Source organism: Parageobacillus toebii NBRC 107807 (genome assembly GCF_003688615.2).
Lineage (GTDB): Bacteria > Bacillota > Bacilli > Bacillales > Anoxybacillaceae > Parageobacillus_B > Parageobacillus_B toebii.
The window spans coordinates 2,587,647-2,610,082 of the sequence record NZ_CP049703.1 but is presented as its reverse complement, the minus strand read 5'-3'; the positions used below and the strand labels follow the sequence as shown (position 1 = coordinate 2,610,082).

Sequence of the window (22,436 nt, the reverse complement as noted above, 5' to 3'; positions counted from 1 at the left end):
ATGCATGTTTGCCGAACATATCGGAAAATGCTCCAATAAAGTAAAAAACGTCGTCGAGCGGGGAGCGGTGAAAAAGTTTGCCGAAGCGATCGGCGATCCGCATCCGATTTACTGGGACGAGGAAACGGGAAAAAAAATCGCGATATAAAACAAATATCGCTCCACCGACATTTCCAAGAGTGTTTGACTATGGCGTGATTGAAGGGTTGAAGCTTCCAAGCAAAGGGCTTATTCACGGCGAGCAACGGTTTCATTATGAAAGGCCACTTTATGTTGGCGAGGAATTGTATTGCTATTCAAAAGTGGAAGATTACTATGAAAAGAAAAGCAGCATGGGTGAGCTTGGATTTTTAGTCATCACGAATTACGGGGAAGACCCTTCCGGAAACGTTATTTTCACGTCCACATCGACAATTATTCTTACAGAAGCAGTAAGAAAGGCGATGGTTGTATGACGAAAATCAGTGAATTGAAAGTAGGAGAGTCGTTGCCGGAGGTTAAGCTTTCGCCTGTTTCCCGCCTCGATCTCATTAAATATGCCGGTGCTTCCGGCGACTACAACCCGATTCATACGATTGACGAAGAGGCGAAAAAAGCGGGGCTGCCGGGCATTATCGCCCATGGAATGTGGACGATGGGCAATCTTGCCAAACTGTTTACCCCTTATTATGAAGAAGGATTTGTGCAAGACTATTCCGTTCGCTTTAAATCCATGGTGTTTTTAAATGATGTCGTCACGTTAAAAGCGATGGTGAAAGAAAAAGAGGATCACGCTTTGCGTTTTGAGGTGGCGGCTATCAATCAAGACGGAAAAGAAGTCGTAAAGGGAGAAGTCGTGTTTTCTATCTATTAATTGGTTGCAACATCCATCCCGGTAACAATAAAACCCTTTTGTTACCGGGATTTTTATAAAAACGAATGGGAGTGGCATACATGAAACGAGATGCGGTCATTGTTTCCGCCGTCCGCACGGCGATCGCCAGACAAGGCGGAGCATTAGCGACCGTGCCAGCGCATATTTTTGGTGCGGAAGTGATAAAAGAAGCGATGAGGCGGGCAAATATCGGCACGGAAATGGTTGATGATGTCATTATGGGCAATGTGCTAAGCGGCGGCGGGAATATCGCGCGGCTTACAGCATTGCAAACAGGATTATCGCTTGAAATCAATGAAGCGTTTGCCGCCCAAGTGATCGCCTGTGACCGCGAATTAAACATGAACCCGGAAAAAGTGAATGTAAACGGCGGCGCGATCGCCCATGGCCATCCGCTCGGCGCAACCGGCGCGATCTTAATTACGAAAGCCGTGTATGAATTGCAGCGCTCAGGCGGAAGATACGCGCTCATAACGGCATGCATCGGCGGCGGGCAAGGAATCGCCACCATTATCGAACGAGAATAAATAATGAAAGGAATCGGCAATATGAAAGAAAAAATCATTGAAACAAGCATTGAACTATTCGACCGCAAAGGGTTTAAAGAAACATCGGTGCAAGAAATTGTCGAAGCAATAGGAGTGACAAAAGGTGCATTCTATTATTACTTCAAAAGCAAAGAAGAGCTGCTAAAAGATATATGCATCTCCTATATAGAAGATCTTTTAGAGCAGCAACAGCGCATTTTGCAAGATTCGGAGAAAAGCTGCACGAAAAAACTGTACGAAATCGTCTATATGCTCATTCGCAATATTAAAGCAAGACGGAAAAGTGCACGCATTTTCTTTCGTGAAATGCGTCATTTGCATGAAGATCATTTGCAAGAAATTAAAGCAAAGCGGCGGGTGTTCCGACAACATTACCAGCAGTTGATCGAAGCGGGAATCGCCCGCGGGGAATTTAAGCCGACGCTGACTCCGGATATGATTACATTTGGCATTTTGGGCATTACAAACTGGAGCTATTACTGGTTTCAGCCGGATGGCGAAATATCGGAAGAAGCGTTGACAGACATTTATGTCGATTTGATTTTAAACGGAATCAAAAATCGCGAATCATTGAAGGAAAAATAGAGGAAAGAGAATCCGCCCATTCTCTTTCCGTCTATCAATCTCCTTGAAAGTGATGCATCGATAAAAAATGGTTCAGTTCATGTATAAACATGTGAAATTACAAATAAATTTCAATAAACAAGCTAAACCAAGGGGGGAAATGGATGGAATTATTGATCCAACAATTGTTAAATGGGCTGACTGTTGGAAGCGTTTACAGCTTGGTCGCCTTAGGATTAACGCTTGTTTACGGAATTTTGCACATTCCGAATTTCGCCCATGGAGCGCTTTATATGATGGGCGGCTATGTGACGTTAACGATGATGAATCAGGCGGGGCTTCCGTATTGGCTGTCCATTATCATTTCAATGATTGCAATCGGATTGCTCGGCGTACTGATGGAACGGCTTGTCTTTTATCCACTCCGTGACGCTCCACCCCTTCATGATAAAATCGCAGCAATCGGCATCCTCTTATTTTTGGAAGCGTTCGCCCAATTTGTATGGGGAGCAGACTACCAAACAATGTCCACACCTTATGGAAATGTCATTAATGTACTTGGTCTCACCTTAACAATGCAGCGAGTCCTCATCATTGTTTCCACGATTGTCATTATGTTTTTGCTCTATTTCTTTCTAAAAAAGACGTTTATCGGCGCCTCCATTATCGCGATGTCGCAAAACCGAGAAGGGGCGAATTTAGTCGGCATTAACACGAACAAAGTCGCGATGATGACATTTATGATTTCCGGCAGTCTCGCGGCGCTCGCCGCCTCCTTGGCATCTCCGATTAATCTTGTCTTTCCGGGCATGGGCCATCTCGTCATTTTAAAAGCGTTTGTCATTATTATTCTTGGCGGAATGGGCAGCATCCCTGGAGCGATTATCGGGGGATATATTTTAGGATTTAGTGAAAGTTTAGGCGCGACTTATATATGCAAGAGGGCCTTAAACATATTCCAAAGGACAAACAGGTATATGTGGTTCCAAAAATTGGAGATGACGGCGGATTTGAATCGAAACAAAGCGTCGCGGCCATAGAAAACGGCAAGATTGCGCCAATAAAACTGAAATAAGAGAACACCAAAGATAAAAAATGGGGATGGGAGTTGAGCTGTCATCTCCATTTTATTATTTCAATCTTCCTCGGCATCTTTAGTATTAGAAAAACATTGGATAACACATCTATTTGGTTTGTGCCGATAGTTAATCCAGATGGGCTGGCAAATGCGGTTTAACAAAATTTATTATTAACAAAGCGCCCAATACAGCCTCTTGCCGTTCATTTTTGAACTGTAAGGGGCTTTATATATCCTTTTCCCCACCTAATCTAAATATCTCTCCAATTTCCCTCCTCTTGTTTCCCCGAAACATGTAAATAAACATCGGCGGCCATATTTATTTTTGTATGCCCAAGCCGATCACCAACTGTTTTGACATCTACTCCACTTTCAAGCAGCATAACCGCATGGGTATGACGAAGTGCATGCGGATTTATTGGAGATAAGTTTACTTTCTCCACCATATTTGACAGAACTTCTCCATCAAACACCAAAAGCATTGTGTTACGTATTCGACACATATTAATGTGTAAATCATTTTTTTCTTCTTAGTTACTACACAAAACGCCCCACTTGATAAAAGTGGGGCATTCGTGTTGATTAGCAGCAATGAGTAGGGTATCCAGGGTCAACAACTACGTTTCTTGTGATAGGTCTATAAATATGTCTAGGAACATTGACGATATTGTAACGATTAACATGTACAACTGGATGGATATAAGGAACTACACGAGGAATGAAACAGTCGCGCACCACACATCTAGGTGGACATATAACTGGTCTAGGACAAAACATGGAAAATCACCTCCTATAAATATCTATAAACATTAAATGCACTAGTGGAGCTTTTTGAAACGGACAGATGTCACGAGGTATATAAAAAAATAAATGGAGTTGTAAAAGATGAGACAATATTAACTATTCGCCTTATGTCTCTTGGAGGTAAATCGAACCCCATTAGTGAAGTAATAAAAATATCGTCGAACGGTAATTTTACTGAACTGTAAACATCGACTCTTTATCTCCATATCAAAATGTTGAGCTAGTTTTTAGACCTAAAGGTTTTCTTTAGTTTTTTTTCATTGTATGAATCCAAAATCAGAATATATTCGTATGTAGTGATTGAAACGAATTTGAAACAAAAATCAACAGTATAACGTTTGACTGTACAGTTTTTTAAGAATATAATCTAATTAGCATTATGAAAAATATTAGGGAGTGAGTTCATTGGGAAGTTGTTTAAAATTGGTGAACTTGCAGAATTAGCTGGCGTTTCGAAACGAACCATTGATTATTATACACAATTAGGGTTGCTAGAACCTGTCCGCTCCGAAACAAATTATCGCTATTATCCCGAAGAAAGTATCGAACGTTTACGGTTAATCGATGCATTAAAAAAACAGCATTTAACTCTGGAGGAAATCAAAGAGCGATTGCAGATTATCCAAAATCAACCAGATGCTGCAGATGAAATTGTAGATAAAATTGAGCACCTTCAAGAAGAAATGAAACATATTCAAGAAGAACTGTTGGAATTAAAACCATTACTCAAACAATTAAATGAGCAACAGATCAAGCTGATGACAAAACCATTGGCCCAACAAGGTTATACTTTGTTACACACATTAGCGATATTGCTTGGAGGAGATCCTTTTATTAATTAAAAAAATAAATGTTTAAGGAGAGAGATAAAAAGGATGTTTAGAAAATTTTTATCGAAGCTGGGGATTGGCTCTGCGAATATCAATCTTGTGCTGCATCATTCTCAAGTACGGTTAGGAGAGACCATTAGTGGTGAATTTTTCATTGAGGGCGGGACAGTAGAACAGGATATCAACAAAATTGATGTAGAACTCCGGTTAACATTAAACCAAAACGGGCAAGTGCAGACAAAAACAGTGGCAACGATCCCAGTAGCTTCTGCTTTTGTCATTCAAGCTGGTGAGAGAAAAGTGCTGCCATTTACATATGAACTACCAAAAACTCTTCCAGTGTCAAGACATGGCATTCGCTATACCTTTGTTACTCGCCTTGATATTGCTGGCGGTATCGATCATTTAGATGAGGATGCGTTGCAAATTCTTCCACCACTACCATTAGAGAAAATCTTTGCTGCTTTTGAAAAATTAGGCTTCCGGGAAAAGGCAACTTCAGGATCACTAAAGCCGTATGGCCAAGAATTTGAGCTGTTCCCAACTGAACAATTTAGAGAGATTGTTCAAGAAGTGGAGTTTTTTGCATTTCTAGAAGAAGAGGGAGTTCGTCTGCTTCTTGAAGTAGATGTACATGCAGGAGCCTTTGGTTTACAGGAGAAAGAGTTAAAACGGGAAATCTTTTTCTCATATACAGAATTAACTGATGTAAGCATACTAGCTGACAAGCTTCGCGAAATAATTCAAGAAATGATCGAGCAGCCGTATCAATATACAGCATCATCTTACATGACTCATTATTCCCATACTCCTCATTTGCATGGACACAGACATGGCATGATGGGAGCGATTGGCGGTTTTGCTGCAGGAATGTTTGCAGGAATGTTAGCAGAAGAACTCGTAGGTGATGCCATCGAGGAAGCACTAGGCTTTGATGGGGAAGCTGAAGAAGGATTTTTTGACAATTTCTTTGGTGGAGAAGATGAAGAATTTTAATACCAATAGTAGTGTAAGGGGGGAACGTAATGTTATTTCATCCAATGGATATTCTCATCTTTTTAGCATTTGGACTGTCACTTTGGGCACAATTTAAAGTAAAAGGTACATTTAATAAATGGGCGGAAGTCTATGCTAATTCGTCTCTCACTGGGGCTGAGGTAGCACGAAAAATTTTAGATTCCAACGGTTTATATCATGTTCCCGTTGAACTGGTGCCTGGTACATTAACAGACCATTACGATCCATTGTCACGCACCGTTCGATTATCTGAGCCTGTTTATTATGGACGTTCTATCGCTGCTGTATCGGTAGCTGCCCATGAGGTTGGCCATGCAATTCAGCATCAACAATCCTACGGTGCATTAGTTTTGCGGCATCGTATGTTTCCAGTAGTGAATTTCTCTTCTGGAATTGCTCCATTTCTATTGTTAGGCGGGTTTTTGTTGCATCAAGCTTCACTCATTGGGCTTGGCATTATTCTCTTTTCAGCAGCCGTGGCATTCCAAGTAATTACGTTACCGGTAGAATTTAATGCGAGTTCTCGCGCCAAAAAGCTTCTTCTTGCTGAAGGATTTATTCGCAATGATGAAGTACGGGGAGTGAATAAAGTCTTAAATGCTGCTGCATTAACCTATGTAGCTGCGGCATTAATTTCTGTGTTAGAGCTAATCAAGTTTGTTATGATTTTCTTCCAAGGGAATAATGAAGAAGAGTAATGTAATAAATTAAATGTATAGCCAAATTAACAGGAGGTGGATTCTCTAGCTGTTTGCATACAGCTAGAGAGCTTAATTGGAGATAGTTAATTTACTGATGGTTGGTGTTTTAATTGCTTTAACGGCATTCTTTGTTGCATCCGAATTTGCCATTGTTAAAGTACGCAGTACACGTATTGATCAACTGATAGCTGAAGGAAATCGAAACGCTAGGGCTGCAAAACGAGTCATTAGCAATTTAGATGAATATTTATCGGCTTGCCAGCTTGGTATTACTATTACCGCATTGGGGCTTGGTTGGCTTGGTGAACCAACGGTGGAGCATTTGCTTCACCCTGTATTTGAACGAATGAATTTAAGTGAGTCCGTAGCGTCTTTCCTTTCTTTTGCGATTGCATTTGCAACGATTACCTTTTTGCATGTGGTCGTTGGAGAGCTGGCTCCGAAAACATTGGCAATTCAAAAAGCAGAAACCATTACGCTGTTATGTTCAAGACCTTTAATCTTTTTCTACAAAATAATGTATCCGTTTATTTGGGCATTAAACGGCTCTGCTCGCGTCATTACCGGATTATTTGGGTTAAAACCAGCATCCGAACATGAAGTGGCCCATTCAGAGGAAGAATTGCGCTTGATTTTATCTGAAAGTTATAAAAGTGGAGAAATTAATCAGTCGGAATATAAATACGTAAACAATATTTTTGAGTTTGACGATCGGATTGCCAAAGAAATCATGGTACCGCGTACAGAAATTGTCGCACTGGATAAAAACCGTTCCATTGCGGAATATTTTGAAACGATAAAGCAAGAAAAATATACGCGCTATCCTGTTATAGACGGAGATAAAGACCATATCGTTGGGATGGTCAACATAAAAGAAATATTAACGGATTGTATTCAAAATCCAAAGGCCACTGAAAAGAAGTTAGGTGATTATATCCGCCCAATCATACAAGTAATCGAATCCATCCCTATTCATGACTTGCTCGTAAAAATGCAGCGTGAACGAGTTCATATGGCGATCTTAGTTGATGAATACGGCGGAACAGCAGGGCTTGTGACGGTTGAGGATATATTAGAGGAAATTGTCGGTGAGATTCAAGATGAGTTTGATATTGACGAAGTTCCGATGATTCGCAAAGTGAACGAACACACCACCATTGTTGATGGAAAAGTATTGATTGAAGATGTAAATGACTTACTTGGAACGGATATCGATGATACGGATGTTGATACGATTGGTGGTTGGATTTTAACAGAAAAATTTGATATTCAACAAGGCGGCATTATTTCGTACGGCGATTATGAATTTAAGGTATTAAAAATGGAAGGGCATCACGTCCAATTAGTTGAAATCACAAAACGCGTGAAGGCTCCTTCTCTTATTGTACAAGAAGCGGCAATAGAATAGCAGCTAAAATAAAATAACGAAAGACGGCAGCAATAAATGGCTGCCGTTTATTTTTTGCGAAAAAGACAAGTTCTTTATATGTAGGACATACATATAGACAAGAAAGAAAGTACAACTGAGGAGAGAAAAAATACAAGAAATCCAAAATTATTTTGAAAATGCTTGGGATATCATTAAAGAAGAAGTTTATACTGCAAACAATGTACATTGGTTAGCCGTTGACCAAAATTCTGCAACTTGTACTTATACATATCATTATGAAGGTTATCACAACGGAAAATTTGTTACGGGTAGTGGTAGAGCCACTAATGTGTTCATTAAGAACGAAAAAGGAGAATGGAAATTAATTCATGAGCATTTAAGCAGTCTTTAATATTATAGCGGTTTAACAGAATTTAGAGCGGCAAAGGAAGCCTCTTATCATTCATGTTTAAACTGTAAGAGGCTGTTTTATAGGATAAAATTAATTTATTTAAACTATGTTCTAAATAATCAATCAAAACAAAAAAAGAAAATAATCAACAAAGTAAATGAATGGAAGAAATGATTTTTCATACGAGATAACATCTACTTCTAATTGGGGCGGGGTGTAAACCAATAGAAGTGGGAAGAGGAATTGCTATATCGTAGAAAATAACGAACATATGTGCTATAATTAGATTATCTTATACAGATTGCTCTGTGAAAATGAAAGAGGTGGAGGAAAGGGGCTGTTACGTAAAACTTTCCACCATCATACATTCACGCTGATCGAAAAGCTAAGCTTTCGCATACGCCAGCATGTTGAGTCCAACGTACAAGGAACTCGCATTCAGTGCTGAAACGGTACATAGAGCTTGGTCAACTTCTCTTCGTTAGAAGGGATTATCTAAACAAAGTGAAAGTGGGAGCAGTTTAAAAAAGGGGAAAAATAACATGGAGGCAACGTACCAAAAGCGAAGTCGCGTAATTTTCCATGTCGACTGTAATTCGTTTTTCGCCAGCTGCGAAATCGCTCGAGACCCCTCATTAAAAGGAAAAGCGGTTGTTGTAGCGGGAGATCCGAAAGAACGAAAAGGAGTTGTGTTAGCGGCGAACTATATCGCGAAACAGCGTTTTGGTATTTATACGACAATGCCATTATGGGAAGCGAAGAAAAGGTGCCCGCAACTTGTTGTTCTAAAACCCGATTTTCATTTATACCGCGAGATAAGTGAGAAAGTATTTCAATTTTTAGCAACGTTTACACCCGTTTTAGAGCGCGCTTCGATAGACGAAGGATACTTGGATATCACCGATTGTTATTCGCTTGGTTCACCGTTGGATATCGCGGAGCAAATTCAAAAAGAGTTGTTACAGATGCTACATATTCCTGTAAGCATTGGCATTGCACCGAATAAGTTTTTAGCCAAAATGGCAAGCAACATGAAAAAACCATTAGGCATCACGGTGCTGCGCAAACGCGATGTGCCGAAAGTACTTTGGCCTCTCCCTGTTCAGGAGATGCACGGCATCGGTGACAAAACGGCAAAAAAATTAAATAGCATCGGCATTTTTACGATTGGCGAATTGGCGAAGGCGGAAAAAGTGACATTGCAAAATTTACTTGGCATCACCGGGGTTCGATTAAAAGAGTGGGCTAATGGGATTGATCCCCGTCCTGTTGATCCAGAATCGGGAGAAAAGTGGAAATCCATCGGAAGCTCCACAACGCTTCCCCGCAATGTGACAGAAGAACGGATTCTTCTTGAAGTGCTGCGCGATTTGGCGCAATCCGTCAGCAATCGCATGAAACAAAAAGGCGTCGTCTCTTCCACGGTTCAAATTATGATCCGCTACAGCAATTTTCAAACGATCACCCGCAGTAAAACATGGGAAAATCCGTTCCAGGAGGCGGAAGAAATTTTTCAGCGCGCCGTCTACTTATTAAAACGCCATTGGAATGGCAATCCGGTAAGACTGTTAGGAATTACCGCCGTAGACGTATTTGATAAAAAAGAGGCGGTGAAACAATTAGACTTGTTTCACTTTGAAGAAGAGGCCAAAAAAGAATCGTTATGGAATACGATTGAGCGGCTGCAACAAAAATTCGGTAATAGTATTATTCAAAGAGGATCTGAACTTTTCAGAGACAAAAGCGGTGATAATGGAAAATCGTTATAACGATAGAAGTGATAGCGTTAGTCATCCTTGTTTTTGCCTTGTTTCAAAGACGAAAAGTTTATGTATCGCTAATTATAGAGAACTCGTTTCAGAAAGATATGTTGATGTTTTTTCAACAACAATGGTAATATTGATACATATACATCAATAAAAAGAGGGATGTTATGAAACCAACACCAGCTATCTGTTTTGCTGCGGATGTCAAAAAGTCCAGACAGATGGAAAAGGGCCGTTTACTAAGTATCTTGAACGAATATCAACTATTCATTTCATCTCTCTATTTTTCTATTGCTTGGACAAGTCATTTTGCTTATTTCTATTTGTCATTATCTCATTGACTACGGCAAAATCAAATGGAACGATAGGTTGAAAGGAACAGGAAGCCAAGCATTTTTATTTCTTATTGACCAAATACTTCATTTTTTAACCATTTGGATCGTTTTTCATGATATGGCTATTCCAGCACGGTTATTAGAAAACGGCATACCATCTTTTTTGGAAGGATGGGACACGGATGAAAATTGCTAGGAATAGTTGCTTCAAAGATTTGGTGAATCCACTCTTGCGGCTATGAAACGATCATTTATCACATCTTTAATAAACGCATCCCATCATTCCTGATTATTGAGAAAATGAAGGGGATGTTGTAAGGAAAGAACCATACCGATTGTGATAGCAGTGGTAGAGAAACTAGCGGCCTAAATTCGTCTAATGTAAGAAAAAGCGGCAGGTAACCCCTTGCCGCTTTATATTTATACTAATTTATCCAGATGGGCCCGCCGGTTTACCGCATACATAATCGGTGCGCCAACCGCCATGACGACAAATTCGCCTGCGGCGGTCGTCAGCCACGTGAAAAGGAATGGCAGGTCAAACGCCAGCTTTAACTCCCACGCAATCAAAAACATCGTAAACGTAAATACCAGCGTATTGACGGCCATCCGCGCCCATATATTTTTCACATACCGCATCGAAAAAATCGTGATCAGAAGGGCGATAACCGACTGCCCGACCCCGAAAATGAGATCGTACGCCACCATCGGCGAAAAAAACAGATTGGCAAAAAAGACGCCTAACACAATGCCAAAGAAATACTTTTTATTAAACACGATGAGATGATTCAGCATTTCCGACATGCGAAACTGCACATTAGTAAATCCAAACGGCTGAATCAGCATCGTTACCGCGATGTACACAGCTGCTAAAATGCCGTTGACGACGATCGTTCTAATGTTCATATGCTTCTCCCCTTACATCGTTAAGGTATATACAAAAAAGCACCATCGGAATACATGGTGTGGCAAGAAAAGCAACATTTATTATTTTAGCAAGAAAAGAAGGAAATGCAATGATTGTTTTATTTTTCGTGATAAATAAGGATAATACCATTTTAATCATTTTATTATAAAAGAAAAGTGTGACAAAATGCATAGGGAGACGACTTGTTGTTTGTTATTTCCTATTTATCCTGAAATCGTTGGAGGTTCGTATGCCGTATTATGTTTGGATAATCATTAATGTGTTATTCATCATTGGTTCTGTACTGTATATATGGGGCGCTCATTCATATGATTCCACTGTCATTTTATTAGGAAAACTGCTCGCCCAGCTAGCTATATTATTGTTTCTCATTAACGTTAACATGTACTTTATATTTCTTGTCATTAGAAAATCGAAAGTGCGTAACGTGAAAGTTGCCTTAAGCAAACTGTCGCGAAAAATGATGAGGGCACATATTCCCATTGCTTTAGCAGGAACAAGCCTTATCGCGCTCCATGCAGGGATTATGCTTTTTCAGTTGGGAGAAATAATCGGATTTTTTCATCCAAAAATGATAACGGGATATTTTGCGATTTTCATGTTAGCACTTACTTTGTTCGCAGGAGTGCTCCGCCATAAAAAAGCTTCCGGTTTTCGTCGAAAATTTCATTTAACGACGGCGATGATTTTTGCGGGCGTGTTCATAATTCACCTTTTTCTTCCATTATAATGAAATCGAGGGATTGTTGATAAAAAGACTCGTTTCCTGCAACCGGAAATTCACAACTGCTTTTACTTGCACTGTACGAGTTAATGTCATCGATGGATGGAAAGACAAAAATGGGATATATGAAATTCATTTAGGATATTTTCACGAGGAATATGTCAAGCGACGGAAATGGCTGGATGAAAAAACGCAGAATTAGCAAAAATGGCTCCTACGGATAAGGAAAGGGTTCAAATTCTTGAAATTCGTGACGATGAAATAAAACATTATCAACGATTTACAAAAAATATATGTAAGTCTGACAGGTATGCAGCTTGATGTCAAAGTTATGGAGGAATGTCCTAATACCTATGTTGAAGGGTTAGAATATGACCTGGAAGATGAACGAAAAACTGTTGATTTTTACCCAGATATTGCTGAAGAGTTGAATAATCCATATATAAAAGAAATTTTCCGCCGTGTAGCAGCAGATGGACAAAATCATGCAGTCTGGTTCCTATACTATTTTATAAAGAATAAAAGAGCTGAACTGTAACGAATTCAGCTCTTTTATTATATGAAAAAAGATATATTTAACCATCTTTTTAGCCCTGACGTTATTTTAAAAAATGGGCAGACCGAATGAAAGACTTGTTAGTAACCAACAGTACCTTCAGGGAAAGCAGGAGTTATTCCTGTAGCCGCAACTTGCATTTGTTGGACTTGTAATACTTTTACAGTAAGATCCATGACGATTTTTTCGCGCAATGAGCTAAACTCTCCCTCAGGGCTTACATGAGTTGGCGAAAAATCAAGTTCGTAGAAATTCGCGCCTATTAACTCGCCGTATGGTTGTTCATTATATTTGACGAGATTTTGGAAGAAATATTTATCTAAGCGAGGAGTTAAGTCGTTTTTCTCGTTAAGGAATAAAGCTTTGCTGTTTTCTGAAATACCGATAATTGGGAAAGTGAGGAAATCGCCTTCTAGAAGTTCTGCAAAACCAGAAAACGGAAGATCCGCAATTCTATCTAGGAGTGCTCCATTACATGCATTGGAAGCATATTCAATATCTTTGCGAATGAAACCTGACACAAATAATTTGGCTCTTGTAACTCTAAAGAAGTCCGTGTCGTCAATACGCGCAAATCTAACAGGCACCAATTTCACTTGTTCTAAAAATACATTCTTTGTCACTCTCTTAATTTCAGTTGCAGCCGGATCAAGCGGAATATCTGCCTCTAAAACAACTTGAATGGTTCTTTCTGCTAGTACAACTGGAACTTTAAGAATTGGTGTAAGACCTGGTGTAGTGACTACCGGGGTAGCTTCATCGGAAAAATGGGATTGTGTATTTGCTTCTACTGGACAAGCTGGGGAAATCGGTTGTTTATTCTTATTGCAAAATTGCGAGTTGCTCATCAAAAATCCACTCCTTACTATTTTTTGAGCTTTTCTCAAGCTCTACGTTAATACAATATTCAACATTCATTTTAAAGTATAGGTTTATACAATGATCATTTTGCTCATTTTTAATCAAAGGAAGGGATTTTCACGAATGGTCAATGCGTTCGATGATTTTCTAGATGCCTTTACCATCATAACTGACTCGAACTTGTTGTACTTGTAGTAAATGAATGATTAAATCCAACACGATTTTTTGGCGTAATCGGCGTGAAGCTGCTGGCTCTTTTTGTATGGTACCCGCATTTCTATTGTAAACTGCAGTATACTCAATATTTTGGTGTATATATCCTTCTATCAATAAATTTCCTTTTAATGCTGCACATGTTCCATTACCGAATGATGAAGAAAATTGGGTAGGTACGAATTTGCAATTTGTCAGTACGACTTCTTTAGAGATTTCGTTTACTTTCATAATCTCTTCTTCAAACATCACATCTTCTTCTAAACATATTTCAATTTCGTATTCCCCGACTACAACCGGAACTCTAATTTGTATGAAATCATGATGAGTACAAGATTGATTATTTGTTTTTTTCTCATGGACGGGAAACACAACCGATTTATAAAGGTTTTTTTTGTTCTTCGCGCCATAGGTGTGAACAGTGTCAGTGAAGAATATAATTTCATGAATTTTAGAGCAGATCAAATGACAATAAGGCTGTTCAGGATAATAAGTCGTCGTATGAAATAGTTTCGTGTCTAATTGAGGAGTTTGTCTATTGTTTAGGTCAAGAAATTCAGCTGTATGTTGAGCTTTACCTCCAAAGATAGGAGGGTGAAGAAAATCGTCAATTTCTACAAAAGTGGAGAATGGGCTTTTTATAGTCATAGAACGTATTGTTCCGTATTGATTCATATCATCAGTACGATTGGTTTCATCGAACTTCTCTCTAGCAGGTATATGATTCATTTTATCCACAAAGCCGGATTCAGAAGTATGCACAGGTTCAAAAGCAGAATCGATTTGAGGCTTATCATTCGTTTTATCGACATGACAAGTTTGAAAATCACGCTTAAATTTAGCACGTATTCGCTTCATTCTCTCATGGTTCATCCTTTTCATTATTTTTCACTCCCAAAACTAGTCGTCACTGTATTATTTATGCTTTATTTCTGCTTTTGTCCCTGTACAATTCCCGAAAATTCAAAAAAGAGAAACTTGATAAAACGTTTAGATTCAATAGATATGTGTGAATGCGAATGAGAATGCGAAAAGGGTTCGTGCGCGATGAAAAGTTCTTTATGAAGAAATCTGTGAAGCAAAAACTCCTTCTCAACATAGTAAGGTGATCTTGAAACAAAAATTAGTAAAGAGATTCTCTTACCTGTATACAGGAGAACTAGCATCCGTTATAGTGTTTTTCTTTATTAGTTTTGCGATGAATATACGATTGTATTCCCTTTATTCATTTTGGGCCTCTTTTCTTCTATTCGAAATAATTTTGGCGCAAGGAAGCGTATATTGGTATATGAAATGAAAATGATTGAAGGAGGGGAAATCATCGATAACACCGAATCATGTTTTATATAAATTTATTGGCAAAGCGTTTTTATTTATGGGGTATAGAAATATCGAGGAAGTGATTCCGTGCTATAAATATCAGAATATTATGAAACTAATTCCGTTTAGAATCGTCTAATGTTAGGGAGGTGTAAGTATTTTATGTTCAAGAAATTTTTTATTTTAACTATTGCAATTATTATTTCTTTAACTACTGTTGGATGTAGTGATGCTGCTAACAAGAAAGAAGAAGTTACATCTGAAAATTTACCAAATGTGAAAACACAAGATTGGAAAGAAAGTTCTTTGTTTGAGTCAAATGGTTATACTATGATTGGGGAAGAAGGACGATTAGGGTTTATTTATGATGATTCGGAAGTTACAAGGTTTTATCCAAATAAGGTACAGAAATATATGTGGCATTTTTGGGGAAATGAAAAAGAGTTTAATGGGGGACTGAAAGTTATTGCCACTCATGAAACCGGCGGGGAACCAATAACTGTATTAGAAGGTCTTAGTTTGGGTGGTCCTAATAACGGAGCAGATCATCACGTTCCATCAAATATGTCACTGCCAAAGAGTGGAATGTGGAAGTTAGATGCTTATATTGGAAACAAGTTATTTGGAAGTATTTTTGTAAAAGTTTATGAGAAATAAAAACGGCATCCAAAATGGGTGCCGTTTTTAATGCTATTTTTTGTGCATCTTTTCAGCCAAATGGGAAGTAAGCACTTTAGCAATTCTCAAATCCTTATAAGAAGGGGGTAGTACTAGAACCCAAATCCTAATCCATAACCACCAAAGCCACATCCTCTCCCGTAGCCACCAAAGCCCCCTGTCATACAACTACAGCCAACAATGATTAATAAGATGAACAGAACGACGAAAAATGCAAATCCAGCACCTGCATATCTTCCATCACTCATTGAATTACACCTCCATTTATTTGCCCTCAGTTTATAATACGGGGCTTTTTATCAATTTGATTGGGCTTTAATATAATTTTCTGTGAATGCTGATTATTTAGTTGTTGAATTATACTGCTCCGTAGTTGAACAAGAAGGTCATTCTTCTTTATTCCATCCAACATACCAAGCCCCGTCATTATCCTGCCGCTTACCTCCCAGCTTTCATCCACCATTTTCTATACAAAAGGGGATAGGGGTTTTTTATAGGAATTGATATATTTTCGAAATTTGCGTGATGAATTGACAATAAAGAATTCTCTATTTATCTAGTTCTTACAGTACTGTGCCAAAGAGCTTCACACACCGACTGTTTGCACAGGAGCCGATCGTAACTCCGGGCGGGACGGTGAGCATAGTCGATACCACCAGTTTCCCTATTTCGACTACAATTGCGGCGGTGTGGCCACGAAGTTATTTTGCTGTACGGTTGGAACATAGTAAAATATTTCCTTTTATCTATTAAGAACAAAAAAATAGTTGGCCAAAAGAATAAATACTTTTTTTGGAGCCAACTATTTTTTAGTGTGAGCAAATGGAAAATCACCTTTACTTTGCTCACACATATAAGTTTTCCTTTTTAAATATTTTGTGCAATATGGAGTTCTTTTTTGAATTCACAATAGCTAGGGTTTTCTTCGATAAAATTTTATGAGGGAAATGGAACAATTTTTTTAGATTAGCAGGCAAAGTGCGGCACGGCACTTGAACGCGCTTGTTCCTCCACGAAATGGGCCTTCTTGTCCCTATATGAAACCCCCAATCTCCAAAAGACGGAATAATCGTGTGGTAGCTAAGCGTTTCAAATCCTGCGCTTTCAATCGTTTTTCCGATGCTCCAAAAGACAATTGGCGTATCTTCTGGGGAATTGGATTGACAAACAAACACTCCGTCATCAGCAAGAGAACGTTTTAGGAGGGAGTAAAATTCAGTTGTATAAAGATCGCTAATCGTTTGATCTGTTGGGTCCGGAAAATCGACGATAATGATATGATAAGGAGAACGATTAGAAGCGAGAAAGTCTACGGCATCTTGAGGATGAACGGTTACACGGGAATCATAGAGCGAGTATTGATTAAGGGCTGCTAAGCTTCTGAAATTCTTAGCAGCATCCAATACTAATGGGTCTAAATCAACAAGGTCAACATGTTTCACATCGTCGTATTTGAGCACTTCTCTTAACGCCAGGCCGTCCCCCCCGCCTAAAATAAGCACTCGTTCATGATTGGAAGCAAAAGTGAAGGCGGGGTGTACAAGCGCTTCATGGTAAATTCGTTCATCTAAGGAACTAAACTGCAATTGCTCGTCTAAATACATTCTTAAATCGGTTGCTTCAATAATCTGGATGTTTTGAAACGCGCTTTTTTCATTAAATAAACTTCTATGCTTGACGTTTAAAAGCTCTTGCAATCCGATTTGGTCCCATTTGTCTCCGCGAACAATCCCAATACTACTGTCTACTCGCGGTGTTAAAGAAGCGGAAGAGGAATGTAACCGGCGTTCATATTCCGGAGAAAACCAAGGTTTTGTCTTTTGTTTTCTTAAGTTCATGTGAATCTATCCTCCTTTCGAAGGATCAAAAAGTGTCATTTCTTTGCTCGAAATTAGTTGAAGCTGTTTAGCCCCGCGAGAAATGGAGTAAATCATCGCTCTTTTTGAAGAAAGCCCTTTTAATAGAGATTCAACTTGGTCCATTGGGTCTTGTTCCCCGCACGTATAAAAGTCCAACGATGCATATCCTTCTTCAGGCCATGTATGAATGGATATATGCGAAGTGGATAAAATAAGCATTCCCGTTATTCCTTGTGGGTTAAATTGGTGGAAATAGGAATATAAAATCTCCATGTCCGCATCTTGTGCCGCTTTTGTAAGCAATTGTTCCAAATATGTCATGTTATCTAAAAGAAAAGAATCGCATTCAAATGCATCAATGATCACATGTTTTCCTTCCACATTCACCGAATCATCATTCCCTTCTATATCCTGTTGCATTTATCCTATGGGATTTTTTAAAAAAATCTTGTATGATTGTCCTTTATTATTAATAATTGGTTAATTGCTGAAAAAGCGGACACATAAACATTGTTTGTGTTTTTAATATGCTAGCATTCATTCATCTTCTATAGTAACAACCTTAAAAATAAGAGGATGAGCGAGCGAAACAATACGTCTTATCGAATGGGATGGCCTGCATAAAAAGGCAAAACAGTTTGTCGACTGGTGATTGAAGCAATCTGCCTTCGTGTGTATATCGGAAACTTTCTAAATGTGAATAGTTAAATTTGGAAACTTTATGTATAATGAATACGTATAGGAATTGCATAGATTCGTTGCCTTTATTTACGGGGGGATAAACGATGAATGGAGAGCCCAGAAAAAGAATCTCCGAACGAGCGCTATCGGTATGGCGGATATACGGCATGATCGGATTGGCCGTTTCTTTTATCGTCTTTGCGGCTATCATTATCCTTATTATCGTTTTTGACGGACCGAAATGGATTATTCCGATGCTGATTATTGTATTGATTGGAGAAGGCTATTTTTTTATCTTCTTTATTCCCGCATTGCGTTGGCGGAGATGGCGTTATGAAGTGCGTGAACAGGAAATCGAGATTCAAAAAGGACTGTTTGTCGTGAAACGTACATTGATTCCAATGATTCGGGTCCAGCATGTTGATTCAAGTCAAGGGCCGTTATTAAAAAAATACAGACTGGCATCTGTCACCATTTCCACTGCCGCAACGGTGCATGAAATTCCGGCACTTGATGAGGAGGAAGCGGAGGAGCTGCGTTATTCTATTTCCAGATTGGCGAGGGTGGCGGATGAAGATGTCTAAGAAAAAACGACTGCACCCCATTTCCGTTGTAGCCAATATCGTAAAACAACTGAAAGACGCGATTTTACCGATCATTCTCGTCATTATTGTCGGGAATAAAACGATTTCCTCTATGTGGGATATCGCCGTGCCGTTTGCCATTATCATTTATACGATTGTCATTGGAATTGTTTCTTGGATTCGCTTTACCTATCGTTTGGAAGAAGGGGAATTGCGAATCGAATATGGCGTTTTTGTAAGAAAAAAACGGTACATTCCTTTTGAACGCATTCAAGGCATTTCCATATCACAAGGCTTTCTGCAAAGAATGTTTGGAGTTGTAAAAGTAAATGTAGAAACAGCTGGCAATCAGCTGGGAGAAGCGGAGGCTGTGTTAACAGCCGTGACAAGGGAAGAAGCGAAACAACTTCAACGCTTGATTCAAAAATCAAAAGAAAAAGCAGGAGCAATCGAGAACATTTTGCCGCAAGATGAAAGCACAACGTCTTTTGCCCAAAATGATCAAGAGTTGGAACAAGAAACGAAAAACATTATCTTTTCGATGAGTTTTTGGGAAATTTTCCAAGTAGCCGTGACTAGCGGAGGAGCATTTGGCGTTATTTCCGCCATCCTCATTTTTGTCTTACAATTTGACGACATCATTCCTTATGAGAAGTTATATAAAGATGCGCAAAAATTTATTGCGCATGGCATGTTTTATACCGTGGTGACCATCATATTGATTTTTATTGCTGCCTATATTATCTCCATCATTCAAAATATGATGAGATACGCATTTTTTACGGTGGAAAAAGCAGGGGAGAACATCATTATCTCAAGAGGGCTCCTTGAAAGGAAAAAGATTGCGATCCCGACAGAGCGGGTGCAAGGCATTGTGGTAAAGGAAAACATTATCCGACGGTGGTTTGGGTATGCTTCCGTTTATATCATTCATGCAGGAGGAGCTTTCAATGAAGGCGATCCCGAGAGTATTGTCCTTTGTCCTTTAATCGAAAAAGAGCGGATCGCTTCCGTTATTCTATCTTGTCTTCCGGATTATAGCTTAAATCATGAATTCATTGCACCGCCAAAGCGGGCGCGCATCCGCTACATGATCCGTCCTTTATACTTTTTGCTTTTACCGGTTTGCATAGTAGCTTATTGGCTGCGTCCGTGGGGATTATTGCTTTTGCTATTACTGCCAATGGCTTCTTATTTTGGCTATCTCAGTTATCGGTTTGCCGGTTGGTCGATTTCAAATTATCAGCTTGCGCTAAGAAGCCGCTTTTTGAATGTCAGAACCGTATATATGTTAAAAAATCGGATTCAATCCATGGAATTTTCTTATAATTGGTTTCAGCAAAGGAAAAGTCTAGGAACCATTTCGGCAACGGTCATGTCGGGAATTGGCGGTGCTCAAGGGGAAGTGATAGACCTTGATAAAGAAGATTTACAAACAATTTATATGTGGTTTAAACGTACAAAAGGGGAATAAAGTTTTTCTTAAGATGAGACAGCAAGCGAAATTTCCTGTTTAACAACGTTGACCAAACAGGAAATTTCGCTTTTTTTTATCACTATTGAAGACGTTATGGTGAACGATCCAACATTTAATACCGATTGCGAATCGCAAAAGAACGGTTGATCAGATGGTTGCACGGCCAATGCGGCTGGCTTCAGGTACTTCAATCAGACGACCGCTTTTCACGTCGTAAATAAAACCGTAGATCGTAATGTAGCCCGGAACGAGAGGGTGGGAACGAATGCGTTCAACATCGTCGATAACACTTTGTTCAAGATTGCTGATCGTTAAGAACTCGATGTATTCTCCCGCTCTGGAACCAGGTCCTTTTCCTATGTCACGCCAATTTTCCCCATCGAACTCAGCTGGCTCTAGACTGTTGGCGAGCAAATTGCGGATAGTGTCATTAGTAAATGTCTCCATACCGCAATCGGTATGATGAATCACGAACCATTCGCGTGTTCCCAACAGCTTGTACGAGATTACGAGAGAACGAATCGCATCGTCACTTGCCCGGCCTCCAGCGTTTCGGATCACATGAGCATCACCTTCGGCAAGTCCGGCAAACTTGGCAGGGTCGAGGCGCGCGTCCATGCAGGTCAGAATCGCAAATCGACGCTTCGGCGGCATCGCTAGATTCGCTTTGTCCCCGAAATTAGCGGCATATTCCTCATTCGCGGCCAATACTTCCTTTAAAATATCGCTCATTTTCCGTCAACCTCTCTTAAATTAATTTTTATAAATCATATATGTTTACTATGATTATAGTACGTGGTTATCCTATCGTCAATTAATTCTTGCACGTATTTCCTCTTTCTTTATATTTCCCTCTGAAGTTAAAATGGATTTGAGCTTATTGTTTGATAATAAATAAAGATCATTGTAATTTAAAGATAGTTCATCAAAAGTCTATTTAGGAGCTGGTTATATGAAAGTGCTAACCGTTGTCTCACATCCTAGAAGAGAATCCCTTACTTTTGCGATTGCCGAACGTTTCATTCAAGGCTTAAAAGATGCTGGGCATGAAGCGGAAATTGCGGATTTGTACGGTGAAGAATTTAATCCGCTTTTATACGAACAAGATGAACCTGATTGGGACAATCCTAATAAAACATATTCTCCACGTGTTCATGCAGAAATGGAAAGGTTGAAAAGAAACGATGGACTAGCCTTCATCTTCCCATTATGGTGGTATTCATTACCAGCGATGGTAAAAGGATATATAGACCGGGTATGGAACTATGGTTTTGCTTATGGAGGAGCGCGTCTCCCACACAAAAAGGTATTGTGGATTCCGCTTGTCGGAGAGACAGAGGAAAGTCTTAAAAAAAGAAATTTCGATACGATGATTTCCCATTATTTGAATGTTGGTTTAGCCGGTTATACAGGTATTCCTCAGTCGGAAGTGGCATTTTTGTATAATACGTTAGCGGAAGATATTGAAAACGAAGAGGAATTCAACAAACATTACGAAAGTCTTTTCAATCGAGCGTATGAGCTAGGGAGTACATATAGCCATTCACTAACGGAAAAATAATTATGGTACATGGTGATTCCGCTATAAGTTTTCCCACTTATTATGATGGAGATCATCGGCGGCTTCATTGTATGGGAGCTTTCTGTAAAGTTTGCATGTCCACAGTGCGGTGGAAGTAAAAAGCTTGTTGCTTATCACGACGATGGAACTGATGGCAACTGTTAGTTTCAAGTAATTCATTAAAAGAGGCATTGCGGTTTTCGCAATGCCTCTATTTTTAAGTCAAAATAAATTCATGATGTTAACTTTTCGTGTCCAAAATATTGACTTATAATCATATAACCTAACAAAGTCAAATACGGAAAAATGGCCAATTCTAATGTAAAAGCTCAGTTAATAGGGAACGGGGATTTCAAGAGAACATCCGGTTTTATTAAAATCCTTGTTGAATTCTCTTAATAAGGCAAGAATGGTAAGACGTGATTTATCGCCTAATAACTTAAAATGCTCTGCCATCGTTTGAATAAGTTCCATTTATTATCACCTCCATATCAAGTTCTTTGAGTAAATTCAGCTGCCATTTAACTCTGAAAGTGATTATGCACTGATCGGTTTGTTCACAAATTCCTACCGAATCAATATATTGGAAAGTAAATATATAATTATGTTTTTATATAAACAATACTTTTCATGTTAAATAATTGTTAAAAATAAAAAAGGGGTAGTCGATACTCAATATTGCATCTATACACGCAA

Annotated in this window: 24 protein-coding genes and 5 pseudogenes; 20 read left to right on the top strand and 9 right to left on the bottom strand. The window is 39.1% G+C overall.

Annotated elements, in window-relative coordinates; all coding sequences use genetic code 11:
- Positions 1 to 4: 4 nt before the first annotated feature.
- The 5 genes and pseudogenes from DER53_RS13255 to DER53_RS13235 all read left to right on the top strand — a co-directional run bounded on the left by DER53_RS13255 (position 5) and on the right by DER53_RS13235 (position 3,026).
- A pseudogene (locus tag DER53_RS13255) lies at positions 5 to 455 on the top strand (MaoC family dehydratase N-terminal domain-containing protein).
- Positions 452 to 853 (top strand): MaoC family dehydratase, encoded by a 402-nt coding sequence (locus tag DER53_RS13250; protein WP_062754650.1) that lies wholly within the window; start codon positions 452 to 454, stop codon positions 851 to 853. Before DER53_RS13255 ends, DER53_RS13250 begins: the two are co-directional and overlap by 4 nt.
- Positions 854 to 918: 65 nt before the next feature.
- Positions 919 to 1,401 (top strand): thiolase family protein, encoded by a 483-nt coding sequence (locus DER53_RS13245; protein ID WP_439950959.1) that lies wholly within the window; start codon positions 919 to 921, stop codon positions 1,399 to 1,401.
- 21 nt (positions 1,402 to 1,422) lie between these two features.
- The gene (locus tag DER53_RS13240) at positions 1,423 to 2,007 is read left to right on the top strand and encodes a TetR/AcrR family transcriptional regulator (protein WP_062754778.1); all 585 of its coding nucleotides are present in this window, start codon (positions 1,423 to 1,425) and stop codon (positions 2,005 to 2,007) included.
- Between the two features lie 143 nt (positions 2,008 to 2,150).
- Complete coding sequence (locus DER53_RS13235) at positions 2,151 to 3,026, top strand: branched-chain amino acid ABC transporter permease (RefSeq protein ID WP_244319598.1); 876 nt, start codon at positions 2,151 to 2,153, stop codon at positions 3,024 to 3,026.
- A 289-nt stretch (positions 3,027 to 3,315) separates the two neighbouring features.
- Here the strand turns inward: DER53_RS13235 and DER53_RS13230 are convergent, their stop codons facing one another.
- On the bottom strand, positions 3,316 to 3,510 hold the full coding sequence (locus DER53_RS13230; protein ID WP_062754646.1) for a tyrosine-type recombinase/integrase: 195 nt from the start codon (positions 3,508 to 3,510) through the stop codon (positions 3,316 to 3,318).
- Between the two features lie 771 nt (positions 3,511 to 4,281).
- On the opposite strand from DER53_RS13230, the gene DER53_RS13220 reads away from it, so the two are divergent.
- The 7 genes and pseudogenes from DER53_RS13220 (at position 4,282) to DER53_RS13190 (ending at position 10,494) form a co-directional block, all read left to right on the top strand.
- A complete protein-coding gene (locus DER53_RS13220; RefSeq protein ID WP_171699162.1) occupies positions 4,282 to 4,710 on the top strand; it encodes a MerR family transcriptional regulator in 429 nt (142 codons plus the stop codon).
- Positions 4,711 to 4,743: 33 nt separating this feature from the next.
- Positions 4,744 to 5,694 (top strand): sporulation protein, encoded by a 951-nt coding sequence (locus DER53_RS13215; RefSeq protein WP_062754644.1) that lies wholly within the window; start codon positions 4,744 to 4,746, stop codon positions 5,692 to 5,694.
- Between the two features lie 29 nt (positions 5,695 to 5,723).
- On the top strand, positions 5,724 to 6,413 hold the full coding sequence (locus tag DER53_RS13210) for a zinc metallopeptidase (protein ID WP_015863960.1): 690 nt from the start codon (positions 5,724 to 5,726) through the stop codon (positions 6,411 to 6,413).
- A 76-nt stretch (positions 6,414 to 6,489) separates the two neighbouring features.
- The gene (locus DER53_RS13205; RefSeq protein WP_062754642.1) at positions 6,490 to 7,824 is read left to right on the top strand and encodes a hemolysin family protein; all 1,335 of its coding nucleotides are present in this window, start codon (positions 6,490 to 6,492) and stop codon (positions 7,822 to 7,824) included.
- 130 nt (positions 7,825 to 7,954) lie between these two features.
- Positions 7,955 to 8,197: pseudogene (locus DER53_RS13200) on the top strand (YybH family protein); the annotation flags it as partial.
- Between the two features lie 542 nt (positions 8,198 to 8,739).
- Complete coding sequence (locus DER53_RS13195) at positions 8,740 to 9,966, top strand: DNA polymerase IV (protein WP_062754640.1); 1,227 nt, start codon at positions 8,740 to 8,742, stop codon at positions 9,964 to 9,966.
- Between the two features lie 306 nt (positions 9,967 to 10,272).
- Positions 10,273 to 10,494, top strand: coding sequence for a DUF3307 domain-containing protein (locus DER53_RS13190; RefSeq protein ID WP_062754638.1), 222 nt, complete (start codon positions 10,273 to 10,275; stop codon positions 10,492 to 10,494).
- Between the two features lie 224 nt (positions 10,495 to 10,718).
- Here DER53_RS13190 and DER53_RS13185 read toward each other — a convergent pair whose 3' ends face one another.
- Positions 10,719 to 11,204 (bottom strand): QueT transporter family protein, encoded by a 486-nt coding sequence (locus DER53_RS13185; protein ID WP_062754636.1) that lies wholly within the window; start codon positions 11,202 to 11,204, stop codon positions 10,719 to 10,721.
- A gap of 251 nt (positions 11,205 to 11,455) precedes the next feature.
- Between DER53_RS13185 and DER53_RS13180 the strand changes: the two genes are divergently transcribed.
- The gene (locus DER53_RS13180; RefSeq protein ID WP_062754634.1) at positions 11,456 to 11,956 is read left to right on the top strand and encodes a hypothetical protein; all 501 of its coding nucleotides are present in this window, start codon (positions 11,456 to 11,458) and stop codon (positions 11,954 to 11,956) included.
- A gap of 186 nt (positions 11,957 to 12,142) precedes the next feature.
- Positions 12,143 to 12,488 (top strand): annotated as a pseudogene (locus DER53_RS13175) (ferritin-like domain-containing protein); the annotation flags it as partial.
- A gap of 98 nt (positions 12,489 to 12,586) precedes the next feature.
- On the opposite strand, the gene DER53_RS13170 reads toward DER53_RS13175, so the two are convergent.
- Together DER53_RS13170 and DER53_RS13165 are read right to left on the bottom strand one after the other, a co-directional pair.
- The gene (locus tag DER53_RS13170; protein ID WP_062754632.1) at positions 12,587 to 13,354 is read right to left on the bottom strand and encodes a CsxC family protein; all 768 of its coding nucleotides are present in this window, start codon (positions 13,352 to 13,354) and stop codon (positions 12,587 to 12,589) included.
- 160 nt (positions 13,355 to 13,514) lie between these two features.
- Positions 13,515 to 14,462 (bottom strand): BC_2427 family protein, encoded by a 948-nt coding sequence (locus DER53_RS13165; RefSeq protein WP_062754630.1) that lies wholly within the window; start codon positions 14,460 to 14,462, stop codon positions 13,515 to 13,517.
- Between the two features lie 229 nt (positions 14,463 to 14,691).
- Here DER53_RS13165 and DER53_RS17445 point away from each other — a divergent pair.
- Together DER53_RS17445 and DER53_RS13160 are read left to right on the top strand one after the other, a co-directional pair.
- Positions 14,692 to 14,874, top strand: a pseudogene (locus DER53_RS17445) (general stress protein); the annotation flags it as partial.
- Between the two features lie 188 nt (positions 14,875 to 15,062).
- Positions 15,063 to 15,557, top strand: a complete 495-nt coding sequence (locus DER53_RS13160; protein ID WP_062754628.1) for a hypothetical protein — start codon at positions 15,063 to 15,065, stop codon at positions 15,555 to 15,557.
- A 113-nt stretch (positions 15,558 to 15,670) separates the two neighbouring features.
- Here the strand turns inward: DER53_RS13160 and DER53_RS13155 are convergent, their stop codons facing one another.
- The gene (locus DER53_RS13155; RefSeq protein ID WP_073967972.1) at positions 15,671 to 15,826 is read right to left on the bottom strand and encodes a YjcZ family sporulation protein; all 156 of its coding nucleotides are present in this window, start codon (positions 15,824 to 15,826) and stop codon (positions 15,671 to 15,673) included.
- Between the two features lie 316 nt (positions 15,827 to 16,142).
- Here DER53_RS13155 and DER53_RS17605 point away from each other — a divergent pair.
- A pseudogene (locus tag DER53_RS17605) lies at positions 16,143 to 16,265 on the top strand (oxalate decarboxylase); the annotation flags it as partial.
- A gap of 158 nt (positions 16,266 to 16,423) precedes the next feature.
- Here the strand turns inward: DER53_RS17605 and DER53_RS13150 are convergent.
- Complete coding sequence (locus DER53_RS13150; RefSeq protein WP_062754626.1) at positions 16,424 to 17,416, bottom strand: spermine/spermidine synthase domain-containing protein; 993 nt, start codon at positions 17,414 to 17,416, stop codon at positions 16,424 to 16,426.
- A 6-nt stretch (positions 17,417 to 17,422) separates the two neighbouring features.
- Positions 17,423 to 17,857 carry an adenosylmethionine decarboxylase gene (gene speD / locus DER53_RS13145; RefSeq protein WP_221215248.1) on the bottom strand — a complete coding sequence of 145 codons (435 nt, stop codon included), beginning with the start codon at positions 17,855 to 17,857 and terminating at the stop codon, positions 17,423 to 17,425.
- A 365-nt stretch (positions 17,858 to 18,222) separates the two neighbouring features.
- Here speD and DER53_RS13140 point away from each other — a divergent pair, with 365 nt between their 5' ends.
- Together DER53_RS13140 and DER53_RS13135 are read left to right on the top strand one after the other, a co-directional pair.
- Positions 18,223 to 18,702 (top strand): PH domain-containing protein, encoded by a 480-nt coding sequence (locus DER53_RS13140; protein WP_062754624.1) that lies wholly within the window; start codon positions 18,223 to 18,225, stop codon positions 18,700 to 18,702.
- Positions 18,695 to 20,176, top strand: a complete 1,482-nt coding sequence (locus DER53_RS13135; protein WP_244319596.1) for a PH domain-containing protein — start codon at positions 18,695 to 18,697, stop codon at positions 20,174 to 20,176. The genes DER53_RS13140 and DER53_RS13135 overlap by 8 nt, the downstream gene beginning before the upstream one ends.
- 150 nt (positions 20,177 to 20,326) lie before the next feature.
- Here DER53_RS13135 and DER53_RS13130 read toward each other — a convergent pair whose 3' ends face one another.
- A complete protein-coding gene (locus DER53_RS13130; protein ID WP_062754620.1) occupies positions 20,327 to 20,911 on the bottom strand; it encodes a beta-class carbonic anhydrase in 585 nt (194 codons plus the stop codon).
- Positions 20,912 to 21,131: 220 nt separating this feature from the next.
- Here DER53_RS13130 and DER53_RS13125 point away from each other — a divergent pair, with 220 nt between their 5' ends.
- Entirely contained in the window at positions 21,132 to 21,740 is a 609-nt protein-coding gene (locus DER53_RS13125; protein ID WP_062754618.1) for an NAD(P)H oxidoreductase, read from the top strand.
- Positions 21,741 to 22,073: 333 nt separating this feature from the next.
- On the opposite strand, the gene DER53_RS17440 is transcribed toward DER53_RS13125, so the two are convergent.
- Positions 22,074 to 22,214 (bottom strand): hypothetical protein, encoded by a 141-nt coding sequence (locus tag DER53_RS17440; protein ID WP_244319594.1) that lies wholly within the window; start codon positions 22,212 to 22,214, stop codon positions 22,074 to 22,076.
- Positions 22,215 to 22,436: the final 222 nt, after the last annotated feature.

Bases quoted from the DNA above. Each gene is read 5' to 3' on its own strand.
- DER53_RS13250 (WP_062754650.1), top strand. From the start codon at position 452: ATGACGAAAATCAGTGAATTGAAAGTAGGAGAGTCGTTGCCGGAGGTT.
- DER53_RS13140 (WP_062754624.1), top strand. From the start codon at position 18,223: ATGAATGGAGAGCCCAGAAAAAGAATCTCCGAACGAGCGCTATCGGTA.
- DER53_RS13160 (WP_062754628.1), top strand. From the start codon at position 15,063: ATGTTCAAGAAATTTTTTATTTTAACTATTGCAATTATTATTTCTTTA.
- DER53_RS17440 (WP_244319594.1), bottom strand. From the start codon at position 22,214: ATGGAACTTATTCAAACGATGGCAGAGCATTTTAAGTTATTAGGCGAT.
- DER53_RS13210 (WP_015863960.1), top strand. From the start codon at position 5,724: ATGTTATTTCATCCAATGGATATTCTCATCTTTTTAGCATTTGGACTG.
- DER53_RS13150 (WP_062754626.1), bottom strand. From the start codon at position 17,416: ATGAACTTAAGAAAACAAAAGACAAAACCTTGGTTTTCTCCGGAATAT.
- speD (WP_221215248.1), bottom strand. From the start codon at position 17,857: ATGCAACAGGATATAGAAGGGAATGATGATTCGGTGAATGTGGAAGGA.
- DER53_RS13165 (WP_062754630.1), bottom strand. From the start codon at position 14,462: ATGAAAAGGATGAACCATGAGAGAATGAAGCGAATACGTGCTAAATTT.
- DER53_RS13215 (WP_062754644.1), top strand. From the start codon at position 4,744: ATGTTTAGAAAATTTTTATCGAAGCTGGGGATTGGCTCTGCGAATATC.
- DER53_RS13130 (WP_062754620.1), bottom strand. From the start codon at position 20,911: ATGAGCGATATTTTAAAGGAAGTATTGGCCGCGAATGAGGAATATGCC.
- DER53_RS13230 (WP_062754646.1), bottom strand. From the start codon at position 3,510: ATGGTGGAGAAAGTAAACTTATCTCCAATAAATCCGCATGCACTTCGT.
- DER53_RS13195 (WP_062754640.1), top strand. From the start codon at position 8,740: ATGGAGGCAACGTACCAAAAGCGAAGTCGCGTAATTTTCCATGTCGAC.
- DER53_RS13185 (WP_062754636.1), bottom strand. From the start codon at position 11,204: ATGAACATTAGAACGATCGTCGTCAACGGCATTTTAGCAGCTGTGTAC.
- DER53_RS13180 (WP_062754634.1), top strand. From the start codon at position 11,456: ATGCCGTATTATGTTTGGATAATCATTAATGTGTTATTCATCATTGGT.
- DER53_RS13240 (WP_062754778.1), top strand. From the start codon at position 1,423: ATGAAAGAAAAAATCATTGAAACAAGCATTGAACTATTCGACCGCAAA.
- DER53_RS13155 (WP_073967972.1), bottom strand. From the start codon at position 15,826: ATGAGTGATGGAAGATATGCAGGTGCTGGATTTGCATTTTTCGTCGTT.
- DER53_RS13125 (WP_062754618.1), top strand. From the start codon at position 21,132: ATGAAAGTGCTAACCGTTGTCTCACATCCTAGAAGAGAATCCCTTACT.
- DER53_RS13135 (WP_244319596.1), top strand. From the start codon at position 18,695: ATGTCTAAGAAAAAACGACTGCACCCCATTTCCGTTGTAGCCAATATC.
- DER53_RS13170 (WP_062754632.1), bottom strand. From the start codon at position 13,354: ATGAGCAACTCGCAATTTTGCAATAAGAATAAACAACCGATTTCCCCA.
- DER53_RS13245 (WP_439950959.1), top strand. From the start codon at position 919: ATGGGAGTGGCATACATGAAACGAGATGCGGTCATTGTTTCCGCCGTC.
- DER53_RS13235 (WP_244319598.1), top strand. From the start codon at position 2,151: ATGGAATTATTGATCCAACAATTGTTAAATGGGCTGACTGTTGGAAGC.